This window comes from Weizmannia sp. FSL K6-3076, assembly GCF_038007245.1.
Lineage (GTDB): Bacteria > Bacillota > Bacilli > Bacillales > Bacillaceae_C > Weizmannia > Weizmannia faecalis.
In genome coordinates, this window is record NZ_JBBOWU010000001.1 from 1,767,286 (window position 1) to 1,791,907 (window position 24,622).

Consider the following 24,622-nt stretch of genomic DNA (forward strand, 5'->3'; position numbering starts at 1 on the left):
CCCTCTTATTTACAAAAAATATGTTTGCCGATTCGTTTGATTTGCGGCCTTGACCAGATCCACTTGCTTGTTGCGGTCGCCGGATTAAAATAATACAGCGCATTACCGGACGGATCCCAGCCATTGATCGCATCGAGGACGGCTTTTTTTGCCGTATCATTCGGCGCAAGCCAGATCTGCCCGTCGGAAACACAGGTAAACGCACCCGGTTCGAAAATCACCCCCGAGATGGTGTTTGGAAAAGACGGGCTGTCAATACGGTTTAAAATAACAGCCGCCACGGCCACCTGCCCTTCATACGGTTCGCCGCGCGCCTCCCCGTAAACCGCTTGCGACAAAAGGCGAATATCGTTTTGCGAAAATCCGTTCGGCACATTGGTAGCGGTTTGGACGGGTTTTTTGGCTGCCGTTTTCGGTGCCTGCTTTTTTGTGCCGCCGTAATACGTGAATTTTTTCCCGCTTGCAACCATGGACTTTACGTATGCCGCATCGTATTTTGACGCTTTGACGAGTTTCGCTTTGACGCCCGGGCCGGCGAGGCCGTCAACAGGCATTCCGTATGCCTTCTGGAAATTTCTTAAAGCCCAGTAAGTGCTGTAACCAAACACCCCGTCAATCGTTCCTTTATAGTAACCGATGTACTGCAGCCTCGCCTGCAGTTCAATCACATCATCCCCGACCGCTCCTTTTTGAATCACCTGATTCGAAAACGCCCGGGCCGTCCCGCTTGTGCCAAAAGAAAACAAGGCCAATACGGCACAAAGCAGCAACATGTATTTTAAGCGATTTTTTCCAATCATACCGCACCCCCCAAAAACTTTAAGCATTATCCGTAGTTTCTGGAGAAGGCGGCAATTTTATGCAAGACATAAAAAAACAACCGGCGATTGATCCGGTTGTTTTGCCCATTATCATAATTGTTGTGTCCCTGCCGCATCCTGCGCAAAATGTTTGGCAGAAAGGCTGTGCGCCTGCTTTGCTTTTTTCAGGCCGAGCCACCAAAGCCCGAGCATAAACGGTACCATAAAATACAGCCATTTTTGCTGGGTGAGCATGATCCAGTCGTAAAAACCGTGCAGGATCACCGGCACCATAAAAGAAAAAAGGAACCAGCACTTTTTGCGCGGGGAGAATCTGGATTTTCCCATATAAAAGCCCATCATGACACCGAAAATGGCATGGCTTGATACAGGAAGAAGCGCACGCCCGAACGCCAGGTCAACGCCGCCCGAAAAAAGCGATAAAATATTTTCGAGCGTGGCAAATCCGAGCGAGACGCTGACGCCGTAAACGATGCCGTCAAAAGGTTCATCAAATTCCCGGTTAAAAAACACAATAGCGGCCAAACACAGCCACTTGCAAAGTTCCTCCGGCAAAGCGGAATGGAGGAAAGCATGCCAGATGCTGCCCGAAAAGAGATGCTCCCGTTCGAGGATAAACTGCAAAAACATAACCGGCAGCGTGACAAGCGCACCGTATAAAAACGCTTTTGCAACAACAAGTATCGGCTCTGGCTCAAACTGGTCCCGCAAATAAAAATAGCATAGCAGGGCAAGTCCGGGGGCGATGCCGGCTGACAAAAGGACAAGCATATCGAAACCTCGCTTTTTGCAAAACTCAAATGATCCGTGCCAAGTCATTTGTTTTCATCGTAACATGAAAAAGCCGGAAAAGAAATACTGCCCCCCGAAAAAACCCTTTAATTTCCTTTTTGCAAGAGAGCCTCCCGGTTTTTGATCGCTGTGGCAATTACACCGCCATGGAAACGTCCGTTTTCAATAAAAATCTCATTGGCATTGTTTCCGGCAGCAAGCACGCCCGCAATAAAAATCCCTTCAACATTCGTTTCCATTGTCTCTTCGTTGTAATGCGGGCGGCCTGTTTCCGGGTCAACGTCCACTCCCATTTTCCGCAAAAACGTATGATCCGGATGATAACCGACCATCGCAAATACAAAATCATTCCGGATCTCTTTCACTTCTCCGCCTGCTTCGTATACAACGCTCTGTTCTTTAATTTCTTTTACGTGCGCCTGAAATTCCATTTTCACTTTCCCGTGGCGGATAAGCGAATCAAATTCAGGCAATATCCACGGTTTAATGCTTTCGGAATAATGATCGCCGCGGTACAGCACGGTCACACGGGCACCCGCCTTGTGAAGCTCAATGGCAGCGTCCACAGCCGAGTTTTTTCCGCCGATCACACAAACATCGGTGTCAAAAAACGGATGGGCTTCTTTAAAATAATGGTACACTTTGTTTAAATCTTCCCCCGGAACATCCAGCCTGTTCGGATTGTCGTAATAGCCGGTTGCGACGACCACATAAGGCGTCTCATATTGGCCTTTTGTCGTCGTAATGGAAAAGGTTCCGCGTTTCTTTTCGACACGGAGCGCTTCTTCAAACCGGTGGATGCGAAGGGCCTTCAGTTTCGCCACTTCACGGTAGTATGTAAGCGCTTGGTTGCGTTTCGGCTTTAAATTTTCGGTAATAAACGGCACATCACCAATTGCAAGCCGGTCGCTTGAACTGAAAAAAGTCTGGTGCGTCGGATACCGGTAAATCGCATTGACGACATTTCCTTTTTCCAGTATAAGCGGATGTTTCCCGATTTCCTGCAGGCTGATTGCAGCAGCCAATCCGCAAGGGCCGCCGCCGATAATAATACAATCTTCTTTTCGCATGTTTGTCCACTCATCCTTTTTTCGTATCTGCCTTTTCGTTTTCATCCGTTTATTTAAAAATCTCCCACCGTGAACACGACAGGAGATTTCAGCCTTTCCTTCTTCTGAACCTGTAAAGCCCCGTTTGCTGCCCAGCTGGAGCCGGCTTTCGGAAACTCTAAATCCAGCCTCTGAACCGCGAAGCTTCCGCCACTCTTCTCACACCGATCATATAAGCGGCAAGCCGCATGTTCACCCGGCGTGAGCGGGAAGTATTGTAGACCGTATTAAACGCCTGGACAAGCACTTTTTCAAGCTTTTCTTCCACTTCTTCCTCCGTCCAGTAATACCCCTGGTTATTTTGTACCCATTCAAAATACGAAACTGTGACGCCTCCTGCAGATGCGAGCACATCCGGAACGAGCAGAATGCCGCGGTTGGTTAAAATTTCGGTTGCTTCAAGCGTTGTCGGACCGTTTGCTGCTTCCACCACGATTTTCGCCCGGATATTATGGGCGTTTTCTTCTGTAATTTGGTTTTCAATGGCGGCCGGAACGAGAATATCGCAATCCAGTTCAAGCAATTCCTTGTTCGTAATCGTATTTTTAAACAGGGTTGTAACCGTCCCGAAACTGTCGCGGCGGTCGAGCAAATAGTCAATATCGAGGCCTTCCGGATCATGCAGCGCGCCGTATGCGTCGGATATGCCGATCACTTTTGCGCCCGCATCATGCATAAATTTTGCAAGGAAACTTCCGGCATTGCCGAACCCCTGAATGACAACCCTGGCGCCTTTTAAATCAATCCCTTTTTTTCTGGCCGCTTCACGGATGCAGATGGTTACCCCTTTGGCCGTAGCGGATTCGCGGCCGTGCGAACCACCAAGCACAAGCGGTTTTCCTGTGATAAAGCCCGGCGAATTGAATTCGTCAATCCGGCTATACTCATCCATCATCCAGGCCATAATCTGCGAATTTGTAAACACGTCCGGTGCCGGAATGTCTTTCGTTGGGCCGACAATCTGGCTGATCGCCCGGACATAGCCGCGGCTCAAATTCTCAAGCTCGCGGAAAGACATTTTCCGCGGATCGCAGATAATGCCACCTTTTCCTCCCCCATACGGCAGATTCACAATGCCGCATTTCAGCGTCATCCAGATAGATAAGGCTTTCACTTCATTTTCCGTCACATCCGGGTGAAACCGGACGCCTCCTTTGGTCGGGCCGACAGCATCATTGTGCTGCGCGCGATACCCCGTAAAAATCTTAACCGTACCATCATCCATTCTGACGGGAATTTTAACCGTTAACATACGGACCGGCTCTTTTAAAAGTTCGTATACTTCTTCAGGGTATCCAAGCTTTTCAAGAGCTTCGTGAATAATTGTCTGTGTCGATTTCAGCACATCTCGACTTGCTTCCATTGTTTGATGATCTGCGCCCTTTTCGGCTGCCATTATCGCAAACCTCCTAGATACGAAAGAAATATCTGCTATCAAATTTAGTATACAACTTTCCCCAGCAGATGAAAACCTGAAAAAACATGGCGGACGGTTACGGGAAATGCTTCAGGAGTTCCGCAAGCGCATTTTCCTCAAACACCGCGATCCCGTATTCCCGGACCATAAACGGGGAAATCCGGGCGCGCTCGCCGTATTCAAGAATAAGCGGCGCATTTTGTGTTCCCGGTTTTTGCAGCAAATAATACTGGTCTTCGAATATATAAAGGCTGCACGCGGAAATCCGGCCGATCTGGTTTAAAAAGCCCGCAAGCGCAATCACTTCCTCAATCGATGGAAAAAAGTAGGCTTCTTCCTGTTCCAGCGTTTCCGGATCCGCCCATTCGCCCGGATCCGCGTCGTCCGCTTCGCCCACTGTCAGAATAAACACCAATTCCTGGACATTAAATGAATAGATTTCAATGGTCAGCATATCGCTTTCGCCGACATGGTAAGCCTGATCCGCCAACTCCAGCATTTCTTCAAATAAATGATTCCAAATGGGCGAGTCGAGATCGTTTTCCATAATACCGCGTTCCGATAACTCTTCAAACGTAATGGAGTATTTAATTTTATTGGATGAAATCCGTTCCAGCTTCATTGATTTCCGCCCCCTGCATACGGATCTTACCTTATCGTATGCGGAAGGGGAAAGATGGTTCATGATGGCCGCCTGCTGCTTTCGATCGTAATTAAATGGGCTTCCGGTTTTGCACAAAGCCTGAGTGGAACAAGTGTCGTGCCGTAACCGTTGCTTATGAGGTGGATGACATTGCGCACTTTTCTCACCCCGCCGCGCCTGTAACGGCTAAGGCCGAGAATACGAATCTGCCCGCCGTGCGTATGGCCGCTCAGCATCACATCGATATTGTCCCATTCATGAAGCTGGTGGATCATTTTCGGGTTATGGCTGATTAAAATCCGGAGATCGTCCGGCTGCACCGATTGAAGTGCTTCATCGAGATTTTCGTTTTCCGTCGTCAAATCATCCACGCCGATCAGCGCAATTCGTTTTTTCCCGTTTACATATACAAAATCCGCCGCGTTGCGCAGCGTGCGGACGCCGGTTCTGGCAAAAACGGTCGCGAGCGCTTCGCCGTCCGCTTCATAATCATTATTTCCCCACACAAAAAATACCGGGCCAATTTTTTTCAGCAACCGCAAATTTTCCTCTGTTCTGGAAAGCGGAACCCCCTTTTCCAGCAAATCTCCCCCGATTATTGCAAATCGTGCTTCTCCTGTTGCCTCTTCGACCAGCCTGGGATCAATTTTGCGCCGGTGGATATCAGAAATAAAGAAAAAAGTGCACGGCTCCTCTCCGGCCGGATACTCATCAAGCAAAAACCGGTGCCGGATGAGCCGATTTAACGATGCTTCATAATGCATATACATCAATAAAACAATGCCAAGCAAAAAGGCAATCGATAAAAATGCAAACATACACGAGTGCTCCTGTTCCGCCGGGTGCTGGCCGGCACAAACGAAATTTTCTGCAATCCCTATCCGTATTATATCTTAATCATGGCAGATAGAAAGCATTCCGGCATTGTTTTTGACATAGCGGGAGAGAACCGCACATAAAATGAAAAAGACTTTTAAATGTCAGGAGGACTGAGATGAAAAACCATTATAAAACGTATCATCCCTTTATCGGACCGTTTGACCCCTGCCCGCCGATAACCGAAAAAGTTTACTCCACCCCGCCGAATTTGTATTTAGGGTTTCAGCCCCCGAACCTTCCGCAATTTGCACCGCAGGAAGCGTTAAGGCGCGGGACGCTTTGGAGGCCGCTTTATGACCCGTATTACAGCCCTTATGAACGGGCAAAGGAGGAAAACGATTGAAGCAGCTGCCAAAAGAGTATTACACAAGGCTTGAAGAACTGCAGGCCCTTGATTTTGCACTTGTGGAACTGAACCTTTATTTGGATACCCATCCCGATGACCAGGCAGCGATCGAACAGTATAACACTTTTGTCCATGCCAGGAAAAAAGTCAAAAGAGCATTTGAAAAACAGTTCGGGCCGCTGACAAATTTCGGGCACAGCTATTCGCCAACGCCTTTCCAGTGGAAAGAGCCGCCGTGGCCATGGCAGGTATAAGCAAATAAAGGAGGAAACCGTACATGTGGATCTATGAGAAAAAATTGCAATATCCCGTCCGGGTCTCAAGCTGTAACCCGAGACTTGCGAAACTTTTAATCGAGCAGTACGGCGGAGCGGACGGAGAGCTTGCGGCAGCGCTCCGGTATTTGAACCAGCGCTACACCATCCCAGATAAAGTGATGGGGCTTTTAAATGATATCGGCACGGAAGAACTGGCCCATCTTGAAATGATTGCGACGATGGTCTTAAAATTAACAAAAGATGCCACACCGGATCAATTGATTGCTGCCGGCCTTGACGCGCATTATGTGGACCATGATAAAGCGCTCCATTATCATAATGCCGCAGGAGCCCCGTGGACAGCTACCTATATCCAGGCAAAAGGGGATCCGATTGCCGATATTTATGAAGACATTGCCGCCGAGGAAAAAGCGCGGGCTACGTATCAATGGATCATCAATTTAAGTGACGACCCTGACCTAAATGACGGGCTCCGCTTTTTAAGGGAGCGGGAGATTGTCCACTCGCAGCGGTTCCGCGAAGCCGCGCAAATTTTAATGGAAGAAAGAGACAGAAAAAAAATTTTTTAGAAGATGCCGGGGCATCTTCTTTTTTTCGGCGGCTTTTAGTCTCCGTACCTGTTCCGGTGAATGGCTACTTGTTCTCGTGGTATAAATTAATATCAAACTCTTTTTGCATCATTTCGAATACAAGGTGGCGATCCTTCCAGCTTTCCCCTTTCCATAAATCTTTGCTTTTATCAATAATTTCGCAGCGGAGCGCATGAAATTCTTTTTCAGCCTTTTCCCGCTTGTCAAACAAGATTTTGCTCATGCCCCAAAGCGCAGCGGCCACAAGCAGGAAAAACAGGTGAAACGGGCTTTCAGAAATACCGGAGAAAACGGAGAACACGGAACCGGCATTTTCAAAAGACCTGTAAACATAGTAAGCCCAAGCGCATGTGTAGAGCATGCTTGTCCAAAGAAAAACAAGATGCCGCTTCCGCAGGCGGTCAAATTTTTTTTTGCGTTTGACAGCACTTTGCAGCATCTGCTTTGTCGCCGCATCTGTCCCTTTTAGTCCGGTGATGGACGGCTCCATACTGATCCCCCCTCACTCTACTATATGCGGCAAGGGACAGATCCATGACAAGCAGGCAGCTGCCCTGTCCTGAAATTTCGCCGGCAGATCCCCCCTTCTTGTGGCACCATTTATCGCGGGACGGGCATCTATCTGAAAAACAAAAAAGTATAACAGATGTAAACGGCAATTGGCACTAAAATAAAAATGACAGCCAATAGGTTCACAAGCGGCAACCGGGAGCGGGATTCCTTTTCGGTACTTTTCCGCTTTTCTGCCCGCGAAACGGCCGCCGCCGTTTGTTTCTCCGTTTTTTCCTTTGCTTTGCCGGCCGGTTCAAGCTTTTGCCGCCGTTTTTCCATTTCAATGATATATTTTTCGTCTGACATGGCTTCCCCTTCCCCACATCCGGACTAAATCCCCTGTTTTTTGATGCGGATACCTAGTAAACAATCGATTGTAAAATGCATGATGATGACCGCCGGAAGATTTTCATGAGAAAGCGCATAAACGGCACCAATCCAAAAACTCAAAAGCAGAACATTCGCGATTAAATACCAGTGGTCAAAATACCGGATATGCATGAGTGCAAAAATAAGGCTTGCTGCCGGCAATCCAAAATGCGTCTGGATGGCGCCCCGAAACAAGAGCTCTTCCGCCACCGCGATCAGCGCCGTTAAAGCAATAATAGACGGAACCGAACGGGTTTTAAAAATCCGCTCATTCACGCCCCCGTCATCATAATACGCTTTCGGGAGCCATTTCATGAGCAAAGTATCCGCAAAAACGACAGCAACTCCGTTTAATAAACCGTATGCACATTTCGCAAATGACATATGAAAGTGCTGAAAAAATGCTTTGCCATCCGGAAATAACAGAAATCCGAGCAAAGCGGCAGCAAACAGGAGAATCAGCTGTGTCAAAATTAAGTGAAAAGTAAGTTCCCGGTCTGTGAGTTCCTTGATCAAATCCGCCTGTTTTCTTCGTGCCATTTTTGTTCCCCTTTTCTGAATAGGTCCTGCAAAAGCAATTCCCATGCAGGAACGGTTTCGAGGGTGCCCCCGCTTTTTTGATTGCTTTCATATAAGGCTGTTTCAAGGCCGCAAATGTCACAGCACGCTTCATTGCCAGCAGCGGGCGGTTCACCGAAATACCGTAAAATTTCCGAGCGGCGGCATGACGAAGACCGGACCATCTGCACCATTTCCTTTAACTTCCGGCGCTTGTACGCCATCCGCTCGTCCCGGATGGCTGCAACCTCCCGGGTCCATGCTTCTTCCGGCAGGTTAAGCACTCTATGGTGCAGCAGAAACCGGAGTTGCGGTTCCGTGCATCCAAGCGCCGCCCCGGCTTCCTTCAAATCTCCTTTCCATCTGCTGAAAGCGGCCAATTGTGCATCAGTCGGAAGCTCAGCCTCGATCAGCTGAAGCGGGAGCCGTTCATCCCCTTCCGTATACAAAAGGACGGCAATGCTCGGGAGCCCGTCCCGCCCGGCTCTACCGATTTCCTGCAGATAGGCTTCCATCTGCAACGGCAGGTGAAAATGGATGACAAAGCGGATATCTGCTTTGTTCACCCCCATGCCAAACGCGCTTGTCGCACAAATGATCTTGATCTGTCCGTAAATAAACTGCTGCTGGATCAAAATTCTTTGCTCCTGGTCAATGCCGCTGTGATAGGCGGCCGCTTCGGCGATCCCCTCCTGCCTTAACCGCGCCGCCATTTCCTCAGCCGCCTTTTTGCTTGAAAAATAGATGATGCCGGGCTTCTGCAAGTTTTTCGCATAGGCAACTAGTTTTTCCTCTTTTTCGCGGTATGAAGGAATCCGGTCTATTTTAATGGCGATATTGGGCCTGTTGACAGAATAAATAAACCGGTTTGGGTCTTTTAAGCCAAGATACTTGCAAATATCGTCCCTCACCTGTTCTGTTGCTGTGGCGGTCAGAGCTAGGGTAAGCGGTGTGCCCAATTGTTTCCGGACTTCGCCAAGGTTTAAGTATTCCGGCCTGAAATCATGACCCCACTGGGAAATACAATGCGCTTCATCGACTGCAAAGAGCGCAGTCCGGATGGTTTTTAATTTTCCGAGGACATGGCGGTTGTGCAGCATCTCCGGCGAGACAAAGATGAATTTGAAAGCGCCCAGATGCGCAAGGGCCGCTTCCCGCTCCGGACCGGTTAAAAACGAATTTAACGCAACCACACTTTTTTCGCCGCGCATTTTCATCTGCTCTGTCTGGTCCTGCATGAGCGATAAAAGCGGAGAAACAATGATGCAGGATCCGTCCAGCAAATAGGCAGGCAACTGGTAGCATAAAGATTTTCCGGTACCGGTCGCAAGCATCGCCAGTGTATCTTTACCGTCCAGCAGTGAACGGATGACTTCTTCCTGCCCTGGCCGGAATGCGCTGAACCCGAACTTACTTTTCAAAAAGCTTAAAAGATCCACTGCGGCCCATCCTTTCTGCCAATACAAGGCGAATATGGAAATACGGGATGTCCCCTACTTTTTCTTTAATCGGTTTTAATTTCTTTGTATTTAAATCAGCGGCTGCCCGGATGATCTTTTGTTCTTCATCCTTTGGCACATACCGGTTCAGCGGAAAATCCGGGACCGTTAACGCGATTTCAATCAAATGGTCTTCAATCGTGCTTTGTTTTAACCCTCTCAGCGTGCTGATTTCCGCAATCGTTTTCCCTTGCTTCAAGAAGCCAAATGTCACCGCGGCAGACCGGGTCAGTGGCAAGGCCTTTTGCACATCGTGAAGCATTTGGTATAAATACCGGAATGTTTCAGGATCTCCGAGGATGCGCCGGACGATAAAATGAAGCAAATGCAAAAACCGGTACCAGTACTCTACAGGATCAAGGTGCAGGGCGGAGGCAGCCTGCGTGATCGTATATCCGATCCGGCCCGCACCCGTCAACCGAAGGACAAAAATTTCAGGCTTTTCCGGCGGGCTGCCGGAAAACAGACGGTAAAATTCACGGTACAAATGCTCCGCTAACGCAATCCTGCTTTTTGCATGCTGTTTCAGCCAGTTTTTTGCCCAAGCCTGAAGAGCCGGGTCCCTTTGAACCGGATAATATACTTTATTTCCATACACTAAGTTGGATACGGCCTGGGTAATGAGATTCAACCTTTTCCAAAACAGATTTGCCGAATCCTGGTATTTCAAGCCGTCCAGGTAAGGAAACCGTTCTTCCATCCTGCCGGTTGCCAAAAGCAGGGCAGCACCTTTTTCTGTGACCACGCAGGCATCCGGGCCGCTTTTTTGCAGCAACCCGGCTTTTAATAGGGCCTCTACTTCGCGTGTGAAAGCCTCACGGGAAATAAATGGAAACGTTTGAAAGAGCCTGCCAATCTTGAAAAAATGGGAATCCTGGATCGTCTGTGCTGATTTTTTGCCGTTTAATAGATGAAAAACAGCATAAGGGGTGCGTTCTCCATTCAGGTTGCTGAAGCAATCCAGCAATACAGCCTGTAAAAAAGGCATCTGAATCCTCTCCTGTTCTTTAGCTGAAAAAAGGGGGAAGTGCAAGGAAAAATCGGGGGTTGGTTCTATTTTAACATGGAAACAGGCGATTTGTTTACCATTTTTTTCATTGATTCGACAGGTTTCACGAACTCCGCCAGCCCGCTATTGAAATAAGAAAAAAAGAGTTTTAAAATGAAGGAGAAACACCGGCATGCCTTCGTGCACATGACGAGGCTGCCTGTTTTTCTTTTCTGCCATGATTGAACAACGAGGAGGAATCAAAATGGCAAAGTTTACAATCGTGGACAAAGATACATGCATCGCTTGCGGCGCTTGTTCCGCCAGCGCTCCTGATATTTTCGACTATGACGATGAAGGGCTTTCTTTCGTGATTTTGGATGATAATAAAGGCACTGCGGAAGTCCCGGAAATATTGGAAGATGACCTGATGGATGCCTTTGAAGGATGCCCGACAGAATCGATTAAAGTTTCCGACAAGCCTTTTGATGGCGATCCGTTAAAATACGAATGAAAAAAGCAGGCCGTTTGAGCCTGCTTTTTTTCATATTCTTTTCCCCCCAATGGCGGATGCTTTGTCAATCCAATTTTTCATTTTTGTAAACATGAGCATAAACAAAGCCGTCACGATGAGGCCTTTCACAAGATTAAAAGGCAGCACGCCCGCCACAATATACGCTTTTACATTCCCGACCGAAAAGTTCATGAAGTACAGATAAGCCGGTAAAATGACGAAATAATTTAAAATGCTCATACATACCGACATGGATACCGTGCCAGTGACTAGACCTACAGTCATGCCTTTTTTTGTCCGCATCCGTTTGTAAATGAGATATGTCGGCAGGACGAACAGCATCCCTGCAAAAAAGTTTGCCACATTCCCGATCGGTACCCCTGCTTCACTGCCGAGTGATAAATAATTCAGGATATTTTTGATTAGTTCCGCTACAACAGAAGCCATCGGCCCGTAAAGAAGGGCTGCCACCAATACCGGAATGTCGCTGAAGTCCACTGTTAAAAACGATGGAAAAGGCGGAACCGGAAATTTAATAAACATCAGCATAAAAGCCAGAGCACTGAGCAACGCGACCGCAACGAATTGCTTTACATCCCATTTCTTCATTTAAACTTCCTCTCTCCTTGTGACCGATTTATCATCAAAGGAAGAAAGGTGCCGCGGACCAAAATGAAAAGCCCCTGACAAAATGTCGGGGGCTTTGTAATAGGCGAGTCCAAATAAGCGTTTAATACGTCATTAAACACTGGCAACCTTTATCTTCTCCCATCCAGACTATACTGTCGGTTTTGGAATTTCACCAAATCCTGCCGGAAATCCGGCTCGCGGACTGAAAGGCAACTGCCTTATCACCGCCGGTCGGGAATCTCACCCAGCCCCGAAGATAAATCGTATGAAATTTTGATTACAAGCTTATTATACATGCCGGCTGCCATTTTGTGAAGCATTCCGCATCACTTTCATTCATTTTTTATTTTCAGCACCTGGCCGGCCATAATTCGGTCCGACCGCAATTTGTTCCAGCTTTTCAGCCTTCCCACGCTCGTATGAAAATGGAGGGCAATGTTCCAGAGCGTGTCGCCTTTTTTCACAGTGTAAGCTGCAGGCTGAGGGACGGTGGAAGCAGCAAAAACCCCGTAAGGATCATGGGTCTTGGCGGAAACCGTCTGGCCCGGCGCGCCTGGTCCGAAGATCAAAAACGGGTCAATGGCGTTTTTCTTATCCGGCGTCCATGGCCCGTTATGCACTTCAAAATGAAGATGGATACCAGTTGAATGGCCGGTCGAACCCATATAGCCGACCACCTTTCCTTTTTCAACATGCTGCCCCGCTCTCACTGCCCTTCCGGCAAGATGGGCGTAAACCGTTTCATAACCGGACGGATGGCGGATAAAAACAACATGGCCGTAGGATGCGGACAGATAGGAACGGGTAACGGTACCTTCTTGGGCGCTGAATACTTTTGCGCGGTATCTTCCGGCAATATCAAGCCCTTTATGTGTGCCGTATCTTGTGTTAAATGTGTCGGAGATCGTCCCTGCCGCCGGAAAAATCCAGTCTTTTGTCGCTTCATGGATAACCGACCCGGATGCGGCTACGTCATTTGCCGAACAGGCAAACCCCAGGCATGCAGCTGTCAATGAAACGAAAAGGCATATTTTGATGTATGCCGGCAATTGATCCACCCCATTTTCATTTTTTCAATTCCGTTTCAAGCAAAGCCATCTTCTAAGATGCGCAAAAAACGGGAAAATATACAAAAAAGGCAGACCCGGCGCAGAGGTCAGCCTTTTTTTGGAAGGAAAAATGAAAAGGTGGTCCCTTCCCCTAATTTGCTTTTGACAAAGATCCGGCCACCATGCCCTTCGACAATGTTTTTAGCAATCGCAAGGCCCAGCCCTGTTCCCGATTTGCCGCGCGTCCTTGCTTTATCCGCTTTGTAAAAGCGTTCAAATACAAACGGCAAATCCTCATCCGGTATACCGGATCCGTTGTCTTCGACGTGTACATATACGCCGCCGGGTGCTTCTTCCTCTTTTACTTTGACGTAACCGTTCGAGGAAGTATGCCGGAGGGCGTTATCAATTAAATTCGTCAGCACCTGTTCAATTCTGTCGGCATCGATTTCAAGGGTGAGATCGCTGTCCGAAGTCTCGCAAACGAGGTCGATTCCTTTTTCTTTCGCGATGCCGTTAAATTTATGTGTCACTCTTTCAATGAAACTGTTAAATGAGACCGGCTCCATTCTGAACGAAAAATGCCCCGCTTCCATTCTTGCCAGATCGAGCAGCTCATTGACAAGCCGGCCGATCCTTAGCGTTTCATCGTAAATGATTTTGGCAAATTCTTTCTTTTCTTCTTCACTTGCCGCAATATCATCAATGATCGCTTCGCTGTATCCCTGCAACATGGCAACCGGCGTCCGCAATTCGTGCGAAACGTTTGCGATAAAATCATCGCGCAGCTTGTCCAGCTTCCGTTCTTCCGTCATATCGCGGATAATGGTGACAACGCCGCGGATCCGGGACAAATTATAAAGCGGGCTTGCAATCATAACATAGTACCGACCGTTGATTTCAATTTCATCCGTCTGTTCTTTCTCCGTTTCGACCACTTTCGCAAGCAATGCGGACAACCCTTCAGGAAGCGGGGCGTCTTTTGCAGCCTGGTTATGATACCAGTTTTGAAGAAACATCTCAGCCGGCGGGTTCATGATTAAAATGGCACCGTCCCGGTTAAAGGTCAAAACACCGTCGGCCATGCTGCTTAAAATATTCCGCAGCTGCTCTTTTTCCTGCTTTAAGGCGTCCATATTAAATTTAAGCTGTCGCCCCATCGTATTAAAAGCGGTCGCCAGTTCCCCGATTTCATCACGGGTTAAAATCGGCACCTTTTTGTCAAAACGCCCTTTTGCCACTTCAAAAGCCGCTTCCCGCATTTTATGCAATGGCCCGCCAATCCTTTTTGAAAGGAAGAAAGCAAAGCCGGTCGTTAAAATAATGGCAATGCCTGCACCGAGCAAAATGATTTTTGTCGTTTGCCGCGTCATTTCCTGAAGCACTTCCAATGACTGGTAAACAAATACCGCGCCCGGTTCTTCCCCCTTCACATGAAGCGGGACGGCCGTCACAATCACATGATGGTACTTATTGCGGGAAGACCCGCCAGAAGGGGTTAACTCTTTGCTCACTTTCTTCTTTTCGCTAAACACTTGGGACAGCTGCTTGTCCTTTAAAATCGACGCGTACGGGATCCCTTTGTATGATTTGGAACCGGATGGATAAAAGATATCATTTTTGCGGTAAACGATCATGACTTTCTCGTTTTGGTCCAGAACGCCGAGGGCAATTTCTTTCCCGATCTTTCCGCTTGGGTGCTCCTCCATAATCCTCGAGATTTTTTGCGCCGTATTAGACAAATCCTGCTCAATCTGATTGATATGGTATTCTTCAAAAAACTTGAGCAACAGTACCGTCAGGATGAGCAGAACGCAGGCAACCATCAGTAGAATGGTCATCCACAGTTTCCCGACAACCGTCCGCCAAATTCTCATTCCGGCGCAACCTCAAATTTATACCCGACGCCCCAGACGGTAACGATCATTTTAGCCGCGTTTTCGCTCACTTTATTCAATTTTTCCCGCAAGCGTTTGACATGCGTATCCACCGTACGGAGATCACCGAAAAATTCATAATGCCATACTTCTTTTAAAAGCTGTTCGCGGTCAAACACTTTATCCGGAGATTTGGCGAGAAAATAAAGCAGCTCATACTCTTTCGGGGTCAGATTGACTTCCTTTCCGTCCGCTGTGACGCGGTGAGCATCATTGTCAATGGTAATATGCGGGAAAACGACAATGTCTTTTGCTTTTGTATCCGCGTTTAAGAAACCCGTTTGCAACGACCGGCGAAGCAGGGCTTTCACCCGTAGTACCACTTCGCGCGGGCTGAAAGGTTTTACAATATAATCATCCGCGCCAACTTCAAATCCTTCCACCCTGTTGGCTTCTTCGCCTTTAGCCGTCAGCATGATCACGGGCGTCATTTTCTTTTCGTGCAATTCCTGGCACACTTCAATGCCGTCTTTGCCCGGCATCATAATATCGAGCAAAATGCAGCTGTAGTCTTTTTCAAGCGCCATTTTCAAAGCGGTATCGCCGTCTTCCGCTTCATCTATCGTGTAATTTTCCCTTTCCAAATACATTCGTAACAGGCGCCGGATCCTTTCTTCATCATCAACCACTAAAATTTTTACATCCTCATCCATTGCTATTCCTCCTCAGTCAATATCAGCCGCCTGCTGCGAGCAAGATTCATCCAGCCGGTAAAATCCTTGCGGGCTTCCCGAGGCCATGCAAGCCGCCCGCATCCCCGGGTGGGGCTCCCGGGGATGCGGAGGATTCAAAAGCTTACAAAATCAGGCATACGAATGCAGCCCAGCAATGACAAGATTTACTGCAATCAGGTTAAACAGAATAATGGCAAAGCCAATGACGGCCAGCCAGGCGGATTTTTCACCTTGCCAGCCTTTTGACATGCGCAAATGGAGAAAAGCGGCATAAAACAGCCACGTAACCAGTGCCCACACTTCTTTCGGGTCCCAGCTCCAAAATTTGCTCCAGGCAATTTGTGCCCAGATCATCGCAAAGATTAACGCGCCGAGCGTAAACACCGGAAACCCGATCAATACCGAACGGTAGCCGATCTCATCCATTAAATCCGCATTTATATTTTTGGTGAGCGGTTTTAACAGCGCGCCGATCCGCTTTCTGGCCGCCAACCGGACCAGCACGTAAAGAATGATGCCGCTCAAAACAGACCAGAGCACCGTGTTCAGTTTGACGGCATTGATAAAGGCCGGCACATAAAACCACGGCGTCATTCTCCCAGCTGTTAAAAGTTCCCCGCCATGCGGCCCGATAACAGCCGGCATATGGTAGACGAGGGCATTTTCCCCCGTGTTTTTTGCCCCGTTACGGTCAATCCAGCTGAAATCCGCTTTGTAATGAAACAAGCCGAAAGCGGATTTTGCGACAATAAAACCGGCGATGCAGATTAAACAAAGCATAACAAATTCCAGCCAGAAAGTCTGCCGGTTTGATTTTTGCTGATCAGTGCTTTTCACAAGGTAAATCAGCCCGGCAGCAAAACTGACAGCAAGAATGGCCTCCCCGGCGGCCGCCGTTGTCACATGAATCTGCAGCCAGTAGCTCCTGAGAGACGGCACGAGCGGATTGATGTCTTTCGGGAACATGCTTGCATAGGCAATCAAAAGAAGTGCAACCGGCAAAGCAAACAGCCCGAGCACCGCACTCCTGTAAAGAAAATAAATGACCATAAAGGCTCCAACAAGCATCATACCAAAAAAAGTAGTGAATTCAAATAAATTACTTACAGGGGCATGCCCGGATGCGATCCACCTTGTAATAAAATAACCGGCCTGGCAAATAAACCCCGCAACCGTTGCGAAGATCGCAAAATTTCCCCACTTCGTTTTTTGCGGCCCAGTGCTTCCCTGTCCCTTTTTCGGTGTGCGGATCGCGCCGCCAAACAGTAAAGTGCCGATTAAATACAAAAGAAATGCGGCGAACAACAACCGGCTGCTCGTTTCGACCAGATTTTCCAATTTTCCCCCTCCTCATCCGATTGCTCCTGTCTGTTTAAGCCGTATGGGCCTGTTGCGGATTCTTCCGTTCTTTTCTGTCAACAAGCGCCGGCATGCCGGATGCGCTGAGCACCCATTCCAGCTCCCTTTTTAGCCCGTACCAGTTTTTATTTGTATGGGCTGCCAAAAGCACGGCGCCTTTCTCCCGCTTCAGCCAGAAACGGCGGTGATTCCAGTACGCCCCCTGAATGACCCCGATCATAAAGATCGCGCCCCCAACGGCCAGTACCCAGAGCGTCTCGTCTTTTCTTACGGCCAAAGCAGAAACATTCCGCGTTTCAAGCCCGGCAAAAGCCAGCTTGTAGTCATTTTTTCCGAGCGGTTCCACAGTCTGACGGATGGCAACAAAGCTTTTTTCCCCTTTCGGATGCTCCGGCGAAATTAAGCTGAAAAGAAAAGCAGGATTGTTTGGAATATACGAATCCGTTTGCGGCTCCCCGTTTTTGGCAAACCCCGTAAACGAAGGATAGTAGCCGAGCAGCTTGACTTTATAGCCTTTTCCGAGCGGGTACTCCGCCTTTGGATGGTACAGGTCAATTTTAAGTTTGCCGTATATTTTTTTATTCGACTTCTTCTCAAAAGCAAAAGACATCGCCTGGAATTCATCCAGCTTGTAATCCATTTGATACACGGCGTAATGTCCGAATTTCAAAGGTTTATTGACCTGGATGCGGTAGAATTTCACTTTTTTAAGCGGGGCGTCTTCCCCTAAAACGCGCTTTTTCCCCTGCTTGTAAAGCACGGCATCCGTCTCGAAATTTTTCGCAACATTGCCGACCCTATTCAGTGCCGATTCAAAATTTTGATTGTCTTTTTTGCTGTAAACTTGCAGCTTGAATTGCTTGTTCAGGAGCACATACTGCCCGTTTGTGCCGGGGAGCACCGCTTTTTCTCCTTCCCTCACCCAGACCAGTTCATCGACATACATGCCGGGAACAAAGCGGAGCATAGAGCCGCAAAGAAAGATGATCAATCCGATATGGTTGACGTACGGCCCCCAGCGGGAAAACCGATTTTTCTCGGCAAATAAGTTCCCGCCTTCTTCGCGGATTTTATAATGTTTCGCTTCAAGCCGGTGTTTGACCTGTGTATAAGCGGCGTCATCGATGGACCCTTCCTTTTTCACGTACAGGCGCTGCCGCTTCAGAAACCCTTCATGGCGCGCTGCTTTCTGGTTTAAGAGGGCGCGGCGCAGCGGGATAAAGCGGTCAAGGCTGCAAATGACGAGCGAAACGCCGATCAGGGCGATGAAAAGCAGATACCACCAGGAATTGTAAAGGTTATCAAATCCGAGCGTATACCAGAGCTTGCCGAACCAGCCGTACTGATTCTCGTAATACTCGGACGGGTCGACATTGGAAGGGATATAGTCGGCCTGGGGCAGCACAGTGCCGAGTGCTGACGCAATTAACGTCAGGACAATCAGCCAGACGCCGGTTTTTACGGACGAAAAAAAATTCCAGATTTTATCCACCGGCGTTTTTTTATACACTTGCGACCTGCGCGCGCTCCCTTCATACCGCATATCATGGAGAACTGCCGCCTCCGCTTCTGCTGTCAGCGCTTTCCCACACGACTCGCACAAAACGGTCCCGGGAGGATTCACATGTCCGCACTCACATTTTATATCCTTCATTGTCTCTCTCCTCGGTTATGGTTTGATCATATCCATCATGTCCTGAATGTCTTTTTTGGAGAGGTTTTGGTTTCCAATGATCACTTTTTTGACTTTCCCGTCCGGCCCGATCAAAAAGGTTGTCGGAAGGGGGTCGATGTGATACGCATGCTGAACATCGCCGTTTTTATCAATCAGCACCGGGAACGTTAGCCCATACTGTTTCACGAATTCGTCCACAAGAAAGCGCGTATTTTTTACGTGGACGGCAAGAATTTCCACGCCTTTTGGTTTATAGGATGAATAGAGTTCATTCATATAAGGCATTTCTTTCTTGCACGGCTCACACCATGTCCCCCAAAAATTCAAAAGGACACCTTTCCCTTTATAATCAGATAACCGGTACGTTTTCCCATTCAAATCTTTCAGGATAAAATCAGGGGCCTTATCCCCCGCTGCAAGCGCTCCCCGCGACTCCTTCGTCGCATTTGCATACAGTGTGTAACCGACAGCCAATATCAAAACAGCGAGAATCGCGGCGCGGAAAATGAGACGTTTCTGTTTCGTTTGTGACATTGCTCCTCCCCCTGTCCAAAAGTGTCACACAACTCTCATACATTATAACATTTTTCTGTCCTTTTTCGCTGTTTTTTGAAGTTTTTGTGAACAAAATAAGCCCCTTAACTTGCGCTTTTATTTACGGGAGGCGTCGCCGTTTTCGGCAAGGGATCTTAACGTCTTGACTTCGTGCGGGGTGAGCTCCCTTTTTTCGCCCGCGTTTAATCCTTTTAATGTCAGCATGCCGTATGCTTCGCGCCGCAGTTTTTCAACCGGGTAGCCGAGATGTTCGAACATGCGCCTCACTTGCCTGTTTCTGCCTTCATGGATCGTAAGCTGGACGATCGCTTTCTTTTTTCGTTTGTCCATGGACAACAGTTTTGCCCTGGCAGGCGCAGTCATGCCGTCCTTTAGCCGGATCCCTTTTTCCAGCTGCTTTAATTCCTGCCTGGATGGAATGCCGGAAAGCCTTGCAATATACGTTTTGTCGATTTCAAAACGCGGATGCATCAGAAGGTTTGCAAATTCACCGTCATTGGTGACTACTAAAAGGCCCGACGTGTCGTAGTCGAGCCGGCCGACCGGATAAACCCTTGCACCTGCATCGCGGAAATAATCGCTTACCGTTTTTCTCCCTTTGTCATCGCTGACAGCGGAAATCACCCCTCTTGGTTTATAAAAAAGGTAATATACTTTTTCTTCACGCTCAAGCGGAATACCTTCCACTTCAATTTTATCCGACTGGGACACTTTTGTCCCCAGCGTTCTGACTGTCTCCCCGTTCACTTTTACTTTCCCTTCCAGTATCAGCTGTTCCGCTTTTCTCCGGGATGTGACACCGGCCTGTGCGATCACTTTTTGCAAACGTTCCATCCGTTACACCTCAATCTGTTTTGCTTAAACTATCCTTTAAGCATTATGGCATAACGTAAATAAAATGCAAAGCCGGACGAGCGAAACAAGCACCCTGAAATGACGGAGAAACCGTTTTTTCTTTTACCGCGTCAGAATAACAACAGCACCATGAAAATCGCAATTATAATCCCGAACAGATCGGCGAGCAGCCCGACTTTTAAGGCGTCCCCCATTTTCCGGATGCCGACTGCCCCGAAATAAACGGTTACAACATAAAGGGTGGTGTCCGTGCTGCCCTGGATGACGGATGCCATTCTCCCGATGAGCGAGTCCGGCCCGTATGTTTTGATCAGATCCGCCATCAGGGCAAGAGCGGCATTGCCGGAAACCGGCCGGATCAAAGCAAGCGGCACGACTTCAGATGGGATACCGAGCAAATGCAGGGCCGGTTTTAAAAATCCGACAAAAAAATCGAGCGCCCCTGAGGCCCTGAAAATTGTGATCGAGACAAGCATGCCAACTAAAAAAGGAATGATGGAAAAGGCGATTTTAATGCCTTCTTTGCCGCCTTCCACAAATGTTTCGTAAGCCGGCACTTTTTTCCATGCGCTGTAAAGTAGGATAAATCCGACCATTGCCGGAATCAGCCAAATTGAAATCAGTGAGATCCATTTCAAAAACATCACTTCCTCCGTTTCGTCCGCCGGTGGTAAAAATAGCGGTCAATGCAAATGGCGGCAATGGTCGTTGCAAAAGTGGCGATGCAGGTCGGCGCCACAATCTCGGTCGGATGCGCGGAACCTGCATTCAGGCGGATAGCAATCACCGTTGCCGGAATAAGTGTGAGCCCGGATGTGTTTAAAGCAAGGAACGTGATCATTGAACGGCTTGCTTCCGGTTTCCTTCCGTTCAGTTCGTGCAGCTGCTCCATCGCTTTAATGCCGAGCGGAGTGGCGGCATTTCCGAGCCCAAACATATTGGCAATCATATTGGAGAGGATGTAGCCGAGTGCCGGATGGTTGTCCGGCACATCCGGAAACAATTTTTTTATCACCGGCCGGAACAGGCGGGAAAGTTTTGAAAGGAGGCCTGAAACTTCCGCAATCTTCATCATCCCGAGCCAGAAAACAAGAACGCTGATCAGGCCGATGCTGATCGAGACCGCATCGCGCGCGGATGTAAAAATCGCCTCGTTCACCGCCTGCATCTTGCCATTTACCGCCGCAAAAACGAGCCCGATCACGGCCATGCCGATCCAAATATAATTAACCATTGTTTTTCAGCCCCAATTGGATCCAAAATGTCTCTTTGAACTGTTCAAGCCATGTTTCTTTCTCTTTAACCGGCGTTTTCTGATAATAAATAGGCGTGCTCGCGATCACCTTTTCGTTTAAATAAACAATCGCCCTTCCGACGGTCTCCGGCACTTTTTCCGGGTCTTTCCACGAATTTTCAGGCTTTTTGATCCGGTATTCGACTTTTACGGCGTCTTCTTCTCCGGCTTTAAGCGGGTAGGTGATATCCCGTTTCACATAAACATGCTGTTTCAAATATTTCGTGCGGACGGCGGCAACCGGCCCCTCTTCCACAATCCGTTTCCTGTCATACTGGCTGAAGCCGTACTCATACATCGCAATATGGTCATCCCAGTCATCCGAATCGTTCAGGGTAACGGCGATGAGATTTTCGCCGCCTTTTGCCGCCGTTGTCACAAGTGTCCGTCTGGCCGCTTTCGTATAACCGGTTTTCCCGCCCGTACAGTACCGGTACTTTTCAGTCAGCAGCCGGTTTTTGTTCCGCCAGCCTTTGTAAAATTTCGTGCCGGTAATTTTCCGGAACTCTTTATTTTGCATCGCGTATTTCATTAACAGCGCCATATCGTAAGCGGTCGAATAATGGCGGCCACCCGGGTCTTCAAGGCCGTTCGGGTTGGCAAAATGGGTGTCATGCATGCCGATCTCCTTCGCTTTTTCGTTCATCATAAAAACAAAGCCTTCTATGCTGCCCCCGACATTTTCGGCAATGACATTGGCGGCGTCATTTCCCGACCGGAGCATGAGCCCGTAAACAAGATCCTTCATTTTCCATTTGTCTCCCGGTTTCAAATACAATGATGACCCCTCGGTACGTACGGCGCGGTTCGAAACGACAGCCTCCTTGTCCATTTTTCCCGATTCAATGGCCACTAGCGCCGTCATGATTTTCGTAATCGAGGCAATGCTTCTCGGTTCATATGCATCTTTTTCGTACAAAATCCGCCCTGTATCCTGGTCCATTAATATCGCGCTTTTTGCCTGCACAGACGGCGTATCAGCAGCAGCCGCTCCGGGCGGAAGGGCCGAAAAAACAAGCACTGCAAGCGCCGCATATAGGAAGTACCGTTTCATAAAGAAGCTCCTTTTTTCAGCTTTTCCAAACCGTGTTTTGTACAAGTTTATGCACGGAACAGGAAGAAATAACCGGAATATGTGTGAGACGAAAAAAGCCTGCACCAATTTGGGCAAGCTTTCTTCACGGCGAAAATCCGTTTTCGCCTTTTTCTTCATGGAATTTTTCAAAAAACAGATCTGCTTCTTCCTGCGAAAATTCGTCTTCCGGCTGTTCGGGAAACGGCGGCAGTTCTTTTAAACTTTTCAGCCCGAAATGGTCAAGAAATTCTTTGGTCGTACCGTAAAGGATTGCCCGCCCGGCGCCTTCCTGCCTGCCGACTTCCTGGATGAGCCCTTTTGCCATCAGCGTCTGCAGCGGCCTTTCTGTTTTCACACCGCGGATTTCTTCGATTTCAATTCTTGTAATCGGCTGTTTATAGGAGATGATCGCCAGTGTTTCAAGTGCCGCCTGCGATAATGTATTCGTATTCGGGGATTCGACCAGTTTTTTTAAATACGGCGCATGCTCTTTTTTGGTTGCCAACTGGTACGTGCCGGCCAGTTCAATGAGCGTAATGCCGCGATCCGGGTCGTTTTCATATTGTTCTTTTAAACGCTTTAAAATTTCAACTGCTTCAAACTCTTCAATTTCCATTACATGGGAAATTTGCTTCAGGGAAAGCCCCTCGTCCCCTGCAACAAACAACAGGCTTTCGAGGATGCCTTTCCAATGGACGATTTCCATATCAATCCCCCTCTTTCCTTACAACGGTAATGTCACCGAAATTTTCTTCCTGTACCGCCATAATTTGATGGCGCTTAATCAGTTCCAGGACAGCCAAAAAAGTTACGACAATTTGTTCTTTATCGTGAAAAGAGAATAAGTCGTAAAATTGGACGCTTCCCGGCGCCGTTTCCAGCTGTTTTAAAATTTCATCCATTCTTTCTTCGATCGAGATTTCCTGCCGTGTGATTTTGGTAAACAGCGGTTTTTGCAATTTTTTTCTGCGCAAAAGTTTATTTAACGCGCCGATCATATCATAGATCGTCACATTGGCGCCGATTTTTCTTCCATCTGCGTCCGACGCATACGCCGACAAATCGCTCGGCGGCTTGGTGAAGATTTCGCTGCGGCCGGCTTCAAGGCGTTTGAACGTGCTGGCTGCTTCCTTGTATTTTTTGTATTCGAGGAGGCGCTCGACAAGTTGTTCGCGCGGGTCTTCTTCCACCGTATAATCTTCATCCGGTTCATCTGGCTCCTGTTTTGGCAAAAGCATTTTGCTTTTGATCGCCAAAAGCGTGGCCGCCATCACAAGATATTCGCTTGCGACGTCCAGTTCAAGCTCTTTCATTGTATGGATGTAGTCCAAATACTGCTCGGTAATTTCAGCAACCGGAATATCGTAAATGTCGATTTCAAGCTGGTGGATCAGATGCAAAAGCAGATCGAGCGGTCCTTCAAACGCGCCGATTTTCACCTTATATTCCATAAAATTGTACACCGTTCCTTTTTCAAAGCGTCAAAATAAGTATAGCCTGAAACGTATGTATCTCCAATCAAAAGCGCGCAGATGGGCAGGAGTCCATACACGTTCCGGCGCGCCTACATAGTATACCATGTAATGACTGTTGAGGGAGGGGTTATCATGGCTGACGGTTTTGGCTGGGGCAGCGGATTTGCGTTAATTGTCGTGCTTTTTATTTTGTTGATCATTGTCGGCAGTGCGTATATCTGGTAACCGTAAAAAGGGCCTCCGGCATCATGCCGGCAGGTCCTTTTTGCCGTATCCGAAATAAAAGAAGACCCGGTCAGGACAGGTCTTCTTTTTCAGCACACTTATGGAAGAAGTCAACAATGTATTTATTCGGAACCACTTCTTTTCCTTCATACATTTGTTTTAAAGCCTTGACCATGCTTTTCCCGATTCCTTGGTCGCGATAAGACGGATTGACGGAAATATGCTGGATTTCCACTTTGTCCCCATCCAGTACAACCCCGATCAGGCCAACAATGTCATCATCCTCTTTCCATAAAAAAAGCTGCCACTTGTCTTCTGTTTCGTACAATTGCTTTGTTTGCTGCAGCTTTTTCAAATCTTTTTCATCTGGCATAAAGGACAACAGGCCCATTGCAATCTTATCGAAAGATTTTTTATACCGAATTAACATACTGAATCCCTCGTAATCATCCAATTTAATTCAA

At 48.1% G+C, this 24,622-nt stretch carries 30 protein-coding genes and 1 riboswitch; of the genes, 5 read left to right on the forward strand and 25 right to left on the reverse strand.

The genetic code is table 11. The features are described from left to right. Window positions 1-5: 5 nt before the first annotated feature. From sleB to NSS95_RS08275, 6 genes are all read right to left on the reverse strand, one after another. Entirely contained in the window at window positions 6-800 is a 795-nt protein-coding gene (sleB, locus tag NSS95_RS08250; RefSeq protein WP_014098143.1) for a spore cortex-lytic enzyme, read from the reverse strand. 111 nt (window positions 801-911) lie between these two features. After that, the gene (prsW, locus tag NSS95_RS08255) at window positions 912-1,592 is read right to left on the reverse strand and encodes a glutamic-type intramembrane protease PrsW (protein ID WP_014098142.1); all 681 of its coding nucleotides are present in this window, start codon (window positions 1,590-1,592) and stop codon (window positions 912-914) included. Between the two features lie 107 nt (window positions 1,593-1,699). After that, window positions 1,700-2,683 (reverse strand): YpdA family putative bacillithiol disulfide reductase, encoded by a 984-nt coding sequence (locus tag NSS95_RS08260; RefSeq protein ID WP_014098141.1) that lies wholly within the window; start codon window positions 2,681-2,683, stop codon window positions 1,700-1,702. 157 nt (window positions 2,684-2,840) lie between these two features. Beyond that, entirely contained in the window at window positions 2,841-4,118 is a 1,278-nt protein-coding gene (locus tag NSS95_RS08265) for a Glu/Leu/Phe/Val family dehydrogenase (RefSeq protein WP_014098140.1), read from the reverse strand. Between the two features lie 97 nt (window positions 4,119-4,215). After that, window positions 4,216-4,761 carry an adaptor protein MecA gene (locus NSS95_RS08270; RefSeq protein ID WP_017550477.1) on the reverse strand — a complete coding sequence of 182 codons (546 nt, stop codon included), beginning with the start codon at window positions 4,759-4,761 and terminating at the stop codon, window positions 4,216-4,218. Window positions 4,762-4,820: 59 nt separating this feature from the next. Next, complete coding sequence (locus NSS95_RS08275; RefSeq protein ID WP_026683317.1) at window positions 4,821-5,600, reverse strand: metallophosphoesterase; 780 nt, start codon at window positions 5,598-5,600, stop codon at window positions 4,821-4,823. Window positions 5,601-5,776: 176 nt separating this feature from the next. Here NSS95_RS08275 and NSS95_RS08280 point away from each other — a divergent pair, with 176 nt between their 5' ends. Genes NSS95_RS08280 through NSS95_RS08290 form a run of 3 tightly spaced genes read left to right on the forward strand, consistent with a single transcriptional unit; the run spans window position 5,777 to window position 6,854 of the window. Continuing rightward, window positions 5,777-6,004: a spore coat associated protein CotJA gene (locus NSS95_RS08280; protein ID WP_014098137.1), complete on the forward strand. Its 228-nt coding sequence runs from the start codon at window positions 5,777-5,779 to the stop codon at window positions 6,002-6,004. Then, window positions 6,001-6,261 carry a spore coat protein CotJB gene (locus NSS95_RS08285; RefSeq protein WP_014098136.1) on the forward strand — a complete coding sequence of 87 codons (261 nt, stop codon included), beginning with the start codon at window positions 6,001-6,003 and terminating at the stop codon, window positions 6,259-6,261. The genes NSS95_RS08280 and NSS95_RS08285 overlap by 4 nt, the downstream gene beginning before the upstream one ends. A gap of 23 nt (window positions 6,262-6,284) precedes the next feature. Next, window positions 6,285-6,854, forward strand: a complete 570-nt coding sequence (locus NSS95_RS08290) for a manganese catalase family protein (protein WP_014098135.1) — start codon at window positions 6,285-6,287, stop codon at window positions 6,852-6,854. 64 nt (window positions 6,855-6,918) lie between these two features. Here NSS95_RS08290 and NSS95_RS08295 read toward each other — a convergent pair whose 3' ends face one another. The 5 genes from NSS95_RS08295 to NSS95_RS08315 all read right to left on the reverse strand — a co-directional run bounded on the left by NSS95_RS08295 (window position 6,919) and on the right by NSS95_RS08315 (window position 10,841). Next, a complete protein-coding gene (locus NSS95_RS08295; RefSeq protein ID WP_014098134.1) occupies window positions 6,919-7,365 on the reverse strand; it encodes a YpbF family protein in 447 nt (148 codons plus the stop codon). 128 nt (window positions 7,366-7,493) lie between these two features. Further along, entirely contained in the window at window positions 7,494-7,733 is a 240-nt protein-coding gene (locus NSS95_RS08300; RefSeq protein WP_014098133.1) for a hypothetical protein, read from the reverse strand. A gap of 24 nt (window positions 7,734-7,757) precedes the next feature. Beyond that, on the reverse strand, window positions 7,758-8,336 hold the full coding sequence (locus NSS95_RS08305) for a CPBP family intramembrane glutamic endopeptidase (protein ID WP_014098132.1): 579 nt from the start codon (window positions 8,334-8,336) through the stop codon (window positions 7,758-7,760). Then, window positions 8,309-9,793: a RecQ family ATP-dependent DNA helicase gene (locus NSS95_RS08310; RefSeq protein ID WP_014098131.1), complete on the reverse strand. Its 1,485-nt coding sequence runs from the start codon at window positions 9,791-9,793 to the stop codon at window positions 8,309-8,311. Before NSS95_RS08310 ends, NSS95_RS08305 begins: the two co-directional genes overlap by 28 nt. Beyond that, window positions 9,765-10,841 (reverse strand): helix-turn-helix domain-containing protein, encoded by a 1,077-nt coding sequence (locus tag NSS95_RS08315; RefSeq protein WP_061565207.1) that lies wholly within the window; start codon window positions 10,839-10,841, stop codon window positions 9,765-9,767. The genes NSS95_RS08310 and NSS95_RS08315 overlap by 29 nt, the downstream gene beginning before the upstream one ends. A gap of 265 nt (window positions 10,842-11,106) precedes the next feature. On the opposite strand from NSS95_RS08315, the gene NSS95_RS08320 reads away from it, so the two are divergent. Then, window positions 11,107-11,355, forward strand: a complete 249-nt coding sequence (locus NSS95_RS08320; protein ID WP_014098129.1) for a ferredoxin — start codon at window positions 11,107-11,109, stop codon at window positions 11,353-11,355. A gap of 30 nt (window positions 11,356-11,385) precedes the next feature. Here the strand turns inward: NSS95_RS08320 and NSS95_RS08325 are convergent, their stop codons facing one another. The 13 genes from NSS95_RS08325 to NSS95_RS08385 form a co-directional block, all read right to left on the reverse strand. Beyond that, window positions 11,386-11,964, reverse strand: coding sequence for an ECF transporter S component (locus tag NSS95_RS08325; protein ID WP_014098128.1), 579 nt, complete (start codon window positions 11,962-11,964; stop codon window positions 11,386-11,388). A 147-nt stretch (window positions 11,965-12,111) separates the two neighbouring features. Further along, window positions 12,112-12,247: riboswitch (FMN riboswitch) on the reverse strand. Between the two features lie 70 nt (window positions 12,248-12,317). Continuing rightward, a complete protein-coding gene (locus NSS95_RS08330) occupies window positions 12,318-13,034 on the reverse strand; it encodes a peptidoglycan DD-metalloendopeptidase family protein (protein WP_014098127.1) in 717 nt (238 codons plus the stop codon). Window positions 13,035-13,141: 107 nt separating this feature from the next. Next, window positions 13,142-14,911, reverse strand: coding sequence for an ATP-binding protein (locus NSS95_RS08335; RefSeq protein ID WP_014098126.1), 1,770 nt, complete (start codon window positions 14,909-14,911; stop codon window positions 13,142-13,144). Then, window positions 14,908-15,624 carry a response regulator transcription factor gene (locus NSS95_RS08340; RefSeq protein ID WP_014098125.1) on the reverse strand — a complete coding sequence of 239 codons (717 nt, stop codon included), beginning with the start codon at window positions 15,622-15,624 and terminating at the stop codon, window positions 14,908-14,910. The genes NSS95_RS08335 and NSS95_RS08340 overlap by 4 nt, the downstream gene beginning before the upstream one ends. Window positions 15,625-15,774: 150 nt before the next feature. Beyond that, window positions 15,775-16,974 (reverse strand): c-type cytochrome biogenesis protein CcsB, encoded by a 1,200-nt coding sequence (ccsB, locus tag NSS95_RS08345; protein WP_026104515.1) that lies wholly within the window; start codon window positions 16,972-16,974, stop codon window positions 15,775-15,777. A gap of 43 nt (window positions 16,975-17,017) precedes the next feature. Then, on the reverse strand, window positions 17,018-18,658 hold the full coding sequence (gene resB / locus NSS95_RS08350; protein WP_046720878.1) for a cytochrome c biogenesis protein ResB: 1,641 nt from the start codon (window positions 18,656-18,658) through the stop codon (window positions 17,018-17,020). Window positions 18,659-18,673: 15 nt separating this feature from the next. Continuing rightward, window positions 18,674-19,213 carry a thiol-disulfide oxidoreductase ResA gene (gene resA / locus NSS95_RS08355; protein WP_014098122.1) on the reverse strand — a complete coding sequence of 180 codons (540 nt, stop codon included), beginning with the start codon at window positions 19,211-19,213 and terminating at the stop codon, window positions 18,674-18,676. 117 nt (window positions 19,214-19,330) lie between these two features. Next, on the reverse strand, window positions 19,331-20,068 hold the full coding sequence (locus NSS95_RS08360) for a pseudouridine synthase (RefSeq protein ID WP_014098121.1): 738 nt from the start codon (window positions 20,066-20,068) through the stop codon (window positions 19,331-19,333). A 131-nt stretch (window positions 20,069-20,199) separates the two neighbouring features. Next, on the reverse strand, window positions 20,200-20,733 hold the full coding sequence (locus tag NSS95_RS08365; protein ID WP_014098120.1) for a spore maturation protein: 534 nt from the start codon (window positions 20,731-20,733) through the stop codon (window positions 20,200-20,202). After that, window positions 20,733-21,323 (reverse strand): nucleoside recognition domain-containing protein, encoded by a 591-nt coding sequence (locus NSS95_RS08370; protein ID WP_013859547.1) that lies wholly within the window; start codon window positions 21,321-21,323, stop codon window positions 20,733-20,735. The genes NSS95_RS08365 and NSS95_RS08370 overlap by 1 nt, the downstream gene beginning before the upstream one ends. Continuing rightward, window positions 21,316-22,596 carry a D-alanyl-D-alanine carboxypeptidase family protein gene (locus NSS95_RS08375; protein ID WP_080666377.1) on the reverse strand — a complete coding sequence of 427 codons (1,281 nt, stop codon included), beginning with the start codon at window positions 22,594-22,596 and terminating at the stop codon, window positions 21,316-21,318. Before NSS95_RS08375 ends, NSS95_RS08370 begins: the two co-directional genes overlap by 8 nt. Next, complete coding sequence (gene scpB, locus NSS95_RS08380; RefSeq protein ID WP_014098117.1) at window positions 22,562-23,164, reverse strand: SMC-Scp complex subunit ScpB; 603 nt, start codon at window positions 23,162-23,164, stop codon at window positions 22,562-22,564. The genes NSS95_RS08375 and scpB overlap by 35 nt, the downstream gene beginning before the upstream one ends. A gap of 1 nt (window position 23,165) precedes the next feature. Beyond that, window positions 23,166-23,909: a segregation/condensation protein A gene (locus NSS95_RS08385; protein WP_017550482.1), complete on the reverse strand. Its 744-nt coding sequence runs from the start codon at window positions 23,907-23,909 to the stop codon at window positions 23,166-23,168. Between the two features lie 156 nt (window positions 23,910-24,065). Between NSS95_RS08385 and NSS95_RS08390 the strand changes: the two genes are divergently transcribed. Then, window positions 24,066-24,158, forward strand: coding sequence for a YjcZ family sporulation protein (locus tag NSS95_RS08390; RefSeq protein ID WP_014098115.1), 93 nt, complete (start codon window positions 24,066-24,068; stop codon window positions 24,156-24,158). Window positions 24,159-24,228: 70 nt separating this feature from the next. Here NSS95_RS08390 and NSS95_RS08395 read toward each other — a convergent pair whose 3' ends face one another. Then, window positions 24,229-24,588, reverse strand: coding sequence for a GNAT family N-acetyltransferase (locus tag NSS95_RS08395; RefSeq protein WP_014098114.1), 360 nt, complete (start codon window positions 24,586-24,588; stop codon window positions 24,229-24,231). Window positions 24,589-24,622 lie beyond the last annotated feature (34 nt).

What these genes read in the sequence shown, in the direction of transcription:
- sleB (WP_014098143.1), bottom strand. Translation starts at nt 800, where the DNA reads ATGATTGGAAAAAATCGCTTAAAATACATGTTGCTGCTTTGTGCCGTA.
- prsW (WP_014098142.1), bottom strand. Translation starts at nt 1,592, where the DNA reads ATGCTTGTCCTTTTGTCAGCCGGCATCGCCCCCGGACTTGCCCTGCTA.
- NSS95_RS08260 (WP_014098141.1), bottom strand. Translation starts at nt 2,683, where the DNA reads ATGCGAAAAGAAGATTGTATTATTATCGGCGGCGGCCCTTGCGGATTG.
- NSS95_RS08265 (WP_014098140.1), bottom strand. Translation starts at nt 4,118, where the DNA reads ATGGCAGCCGAAAAGGGCGCAGATCATCAAACAATGGAAGCAAGTCGA.
- NSS95_RS08270 (WP_017550477.1), bottom strand. Translation starts at nt 4,761, where the DNA reads ATGAAGCTGGAACGGATTTCATCCAATAAAATTAAATACTCCATTACG.
- NSS95_RS08275 (WP_026683317.1), bottom strand. Translation starts at nt 5,600, where the DNA reads ATGTTTGCATTTTTATCGATTGCCTTTTTGCTTGGCATTGTTTTATTG.
- NSS95_RS08280 (WP_014098137.1), top strand. Translation starts at nt 5,777, where the DNA reads ATGAAAAACCATTATAAAACGTATCATCCCTTTATCGGACCGTTTGAC.
- NSS95_RS08290 (WP_014098135.1), top strand. Translation starts at nt 6,285, where the DNA reads ATGTGGATCTATGAGAAAAAATTGCAATATCCCGTCCGGGTCTCAAGC.
- NSS95_RS08295 (WP_014098134.1), bottom strand. Translation starts at nt 7,365, where the DNA reads ATGGAGCCGTCCATCACCGGACTAAAAGGGACAGATGCGGCGACAAAG.
- NSS95_RS08300 (WP_014098133.1), bottom strand. Translation starts at nt 7,733, where the DNA reads ATGTCAGACGAAAAATATATCATTGAAATGGAAAAACGGCGGCAAAAG.
- NSS95_RS08305 (WP_014098132.1), bottom strand. Translation starts at nt 8,336, where the DNA reads ATGGCACGAAGAAAACAGGCGGATTTGATCAAGGAACTCACAGACCGG.
- NSS95_RS08315 (WP_061565207.1), bottom strand. Translation starts at nt 10,841, where the DNA reads ATGCCTTTTTTACAGGCTGTATTGCTGGATTGCTTCAGCAACCTGAAT.
- NSS95_RS08320 (WP_014098129.1), top strand. Translation starts at nt 11,107, where the DNA reads ATGGCAAAGTTTACAATCGTGGACAAAGATACATGCATCGCTTGCGGC.
- NSS95_RS08325 (WP_014098128.1), bottom strand. Translation starts at nt 11,964, where the DNA reads ATGAAGAAATGGGATGTAAAGCAATTCGTTGCGGTCGCGTTGCTCAGT.
- NSS95_RS08335 (WP_014098126.1), bottom strand. Translation starts at nt 14,911, where the DNA reads ATGAGAATTTGGCGGACGGTTGTCGGGAAACTGTGGATGACCATTCTA.
- NSS95_RS08340 (WP_014098125.1), bottom strand. Translation starts at nt 15,624, where the DNA reads ATGGATGAGGATGTAAAAATTTTAGTGGTTGATGATGAAGAAAGGATC.
- resB (WP_046720878.1), bottom strand. Translation starts at nt 18,658, where the DNA reads ATGAAGGATATAAAATGTGAGTGCGGACATGTGAATCCTCCCGGGACC.
- resA (WP_014098122.1), bottom strand. Translation starts at nt 19,213, where the DNA reads ATGTCACAAACGAAACAGAAACGTCTCATTTTCCGCGCCGCGATTCTC.
- NSS95_RS08360 (WP_014098121.1), bottom strand. Translation starts at nt 20,068, where the DNA reads ATGGAACGTTTGCAAAAAGTGATCGCACAGGCCGGTGTCACATCCCGG.
- NSS95_RS08365 (WP_014098120.1), bottom strand. Translation starts at nt 20,733, where the DNA reads ATGTTTTTGAAATGGATCTCACTGATTTCAATTTGGCTGATTCCGGCA.
- NSS95_RS08370 (WP_013859547.1), bottom strand. Translation starts at nt 21,323, where the DNA reads ATGGTTAATTATATTTGGATCGGCATGGCCGTGATCGGGCTCGTTTTT.
- NSS95_RS08375 (WP_080666377.1), bottom strand. Translation starts at nt 22,596, where the DNA reads ATGAAGAAAAAGGCGAAAACGGATTTTCGCCGTGAAGAAAGCTTGCCC.
- scpB (WP_014098117.1), bottom strand. Translation starts at nt 23,164, where the DNA reads ATGGAAATCGTCCATTGGAAAGGCATCCTCGAAAGCCTGTTGTTTGTT.
- NSS95_RS08385 (WP_017550482.1), bottom strand. Translation starts at nt 23,909, where the DNA reads ATGGAATATAAGGTGAAAATCGGCGCGTTTGAAGGACCGCTCGATCTG.
- NSS95_RS08390 (WP_014098115.1), top strand. Translation starts at nt 24,066, where the DNA reads ATGGCTGACGGTTTTGGCTGGGGCAGCGGATTTGCGTTAATTGTCGTG.
- NSS95_RS08395 (WP_014098114.1), bottom strand. Translation starts at nt 24,588, where the DNA reads ATGTTAATTCGGTATAAAAAATCTTTCGATAAGATTGCAATGGGCCTG.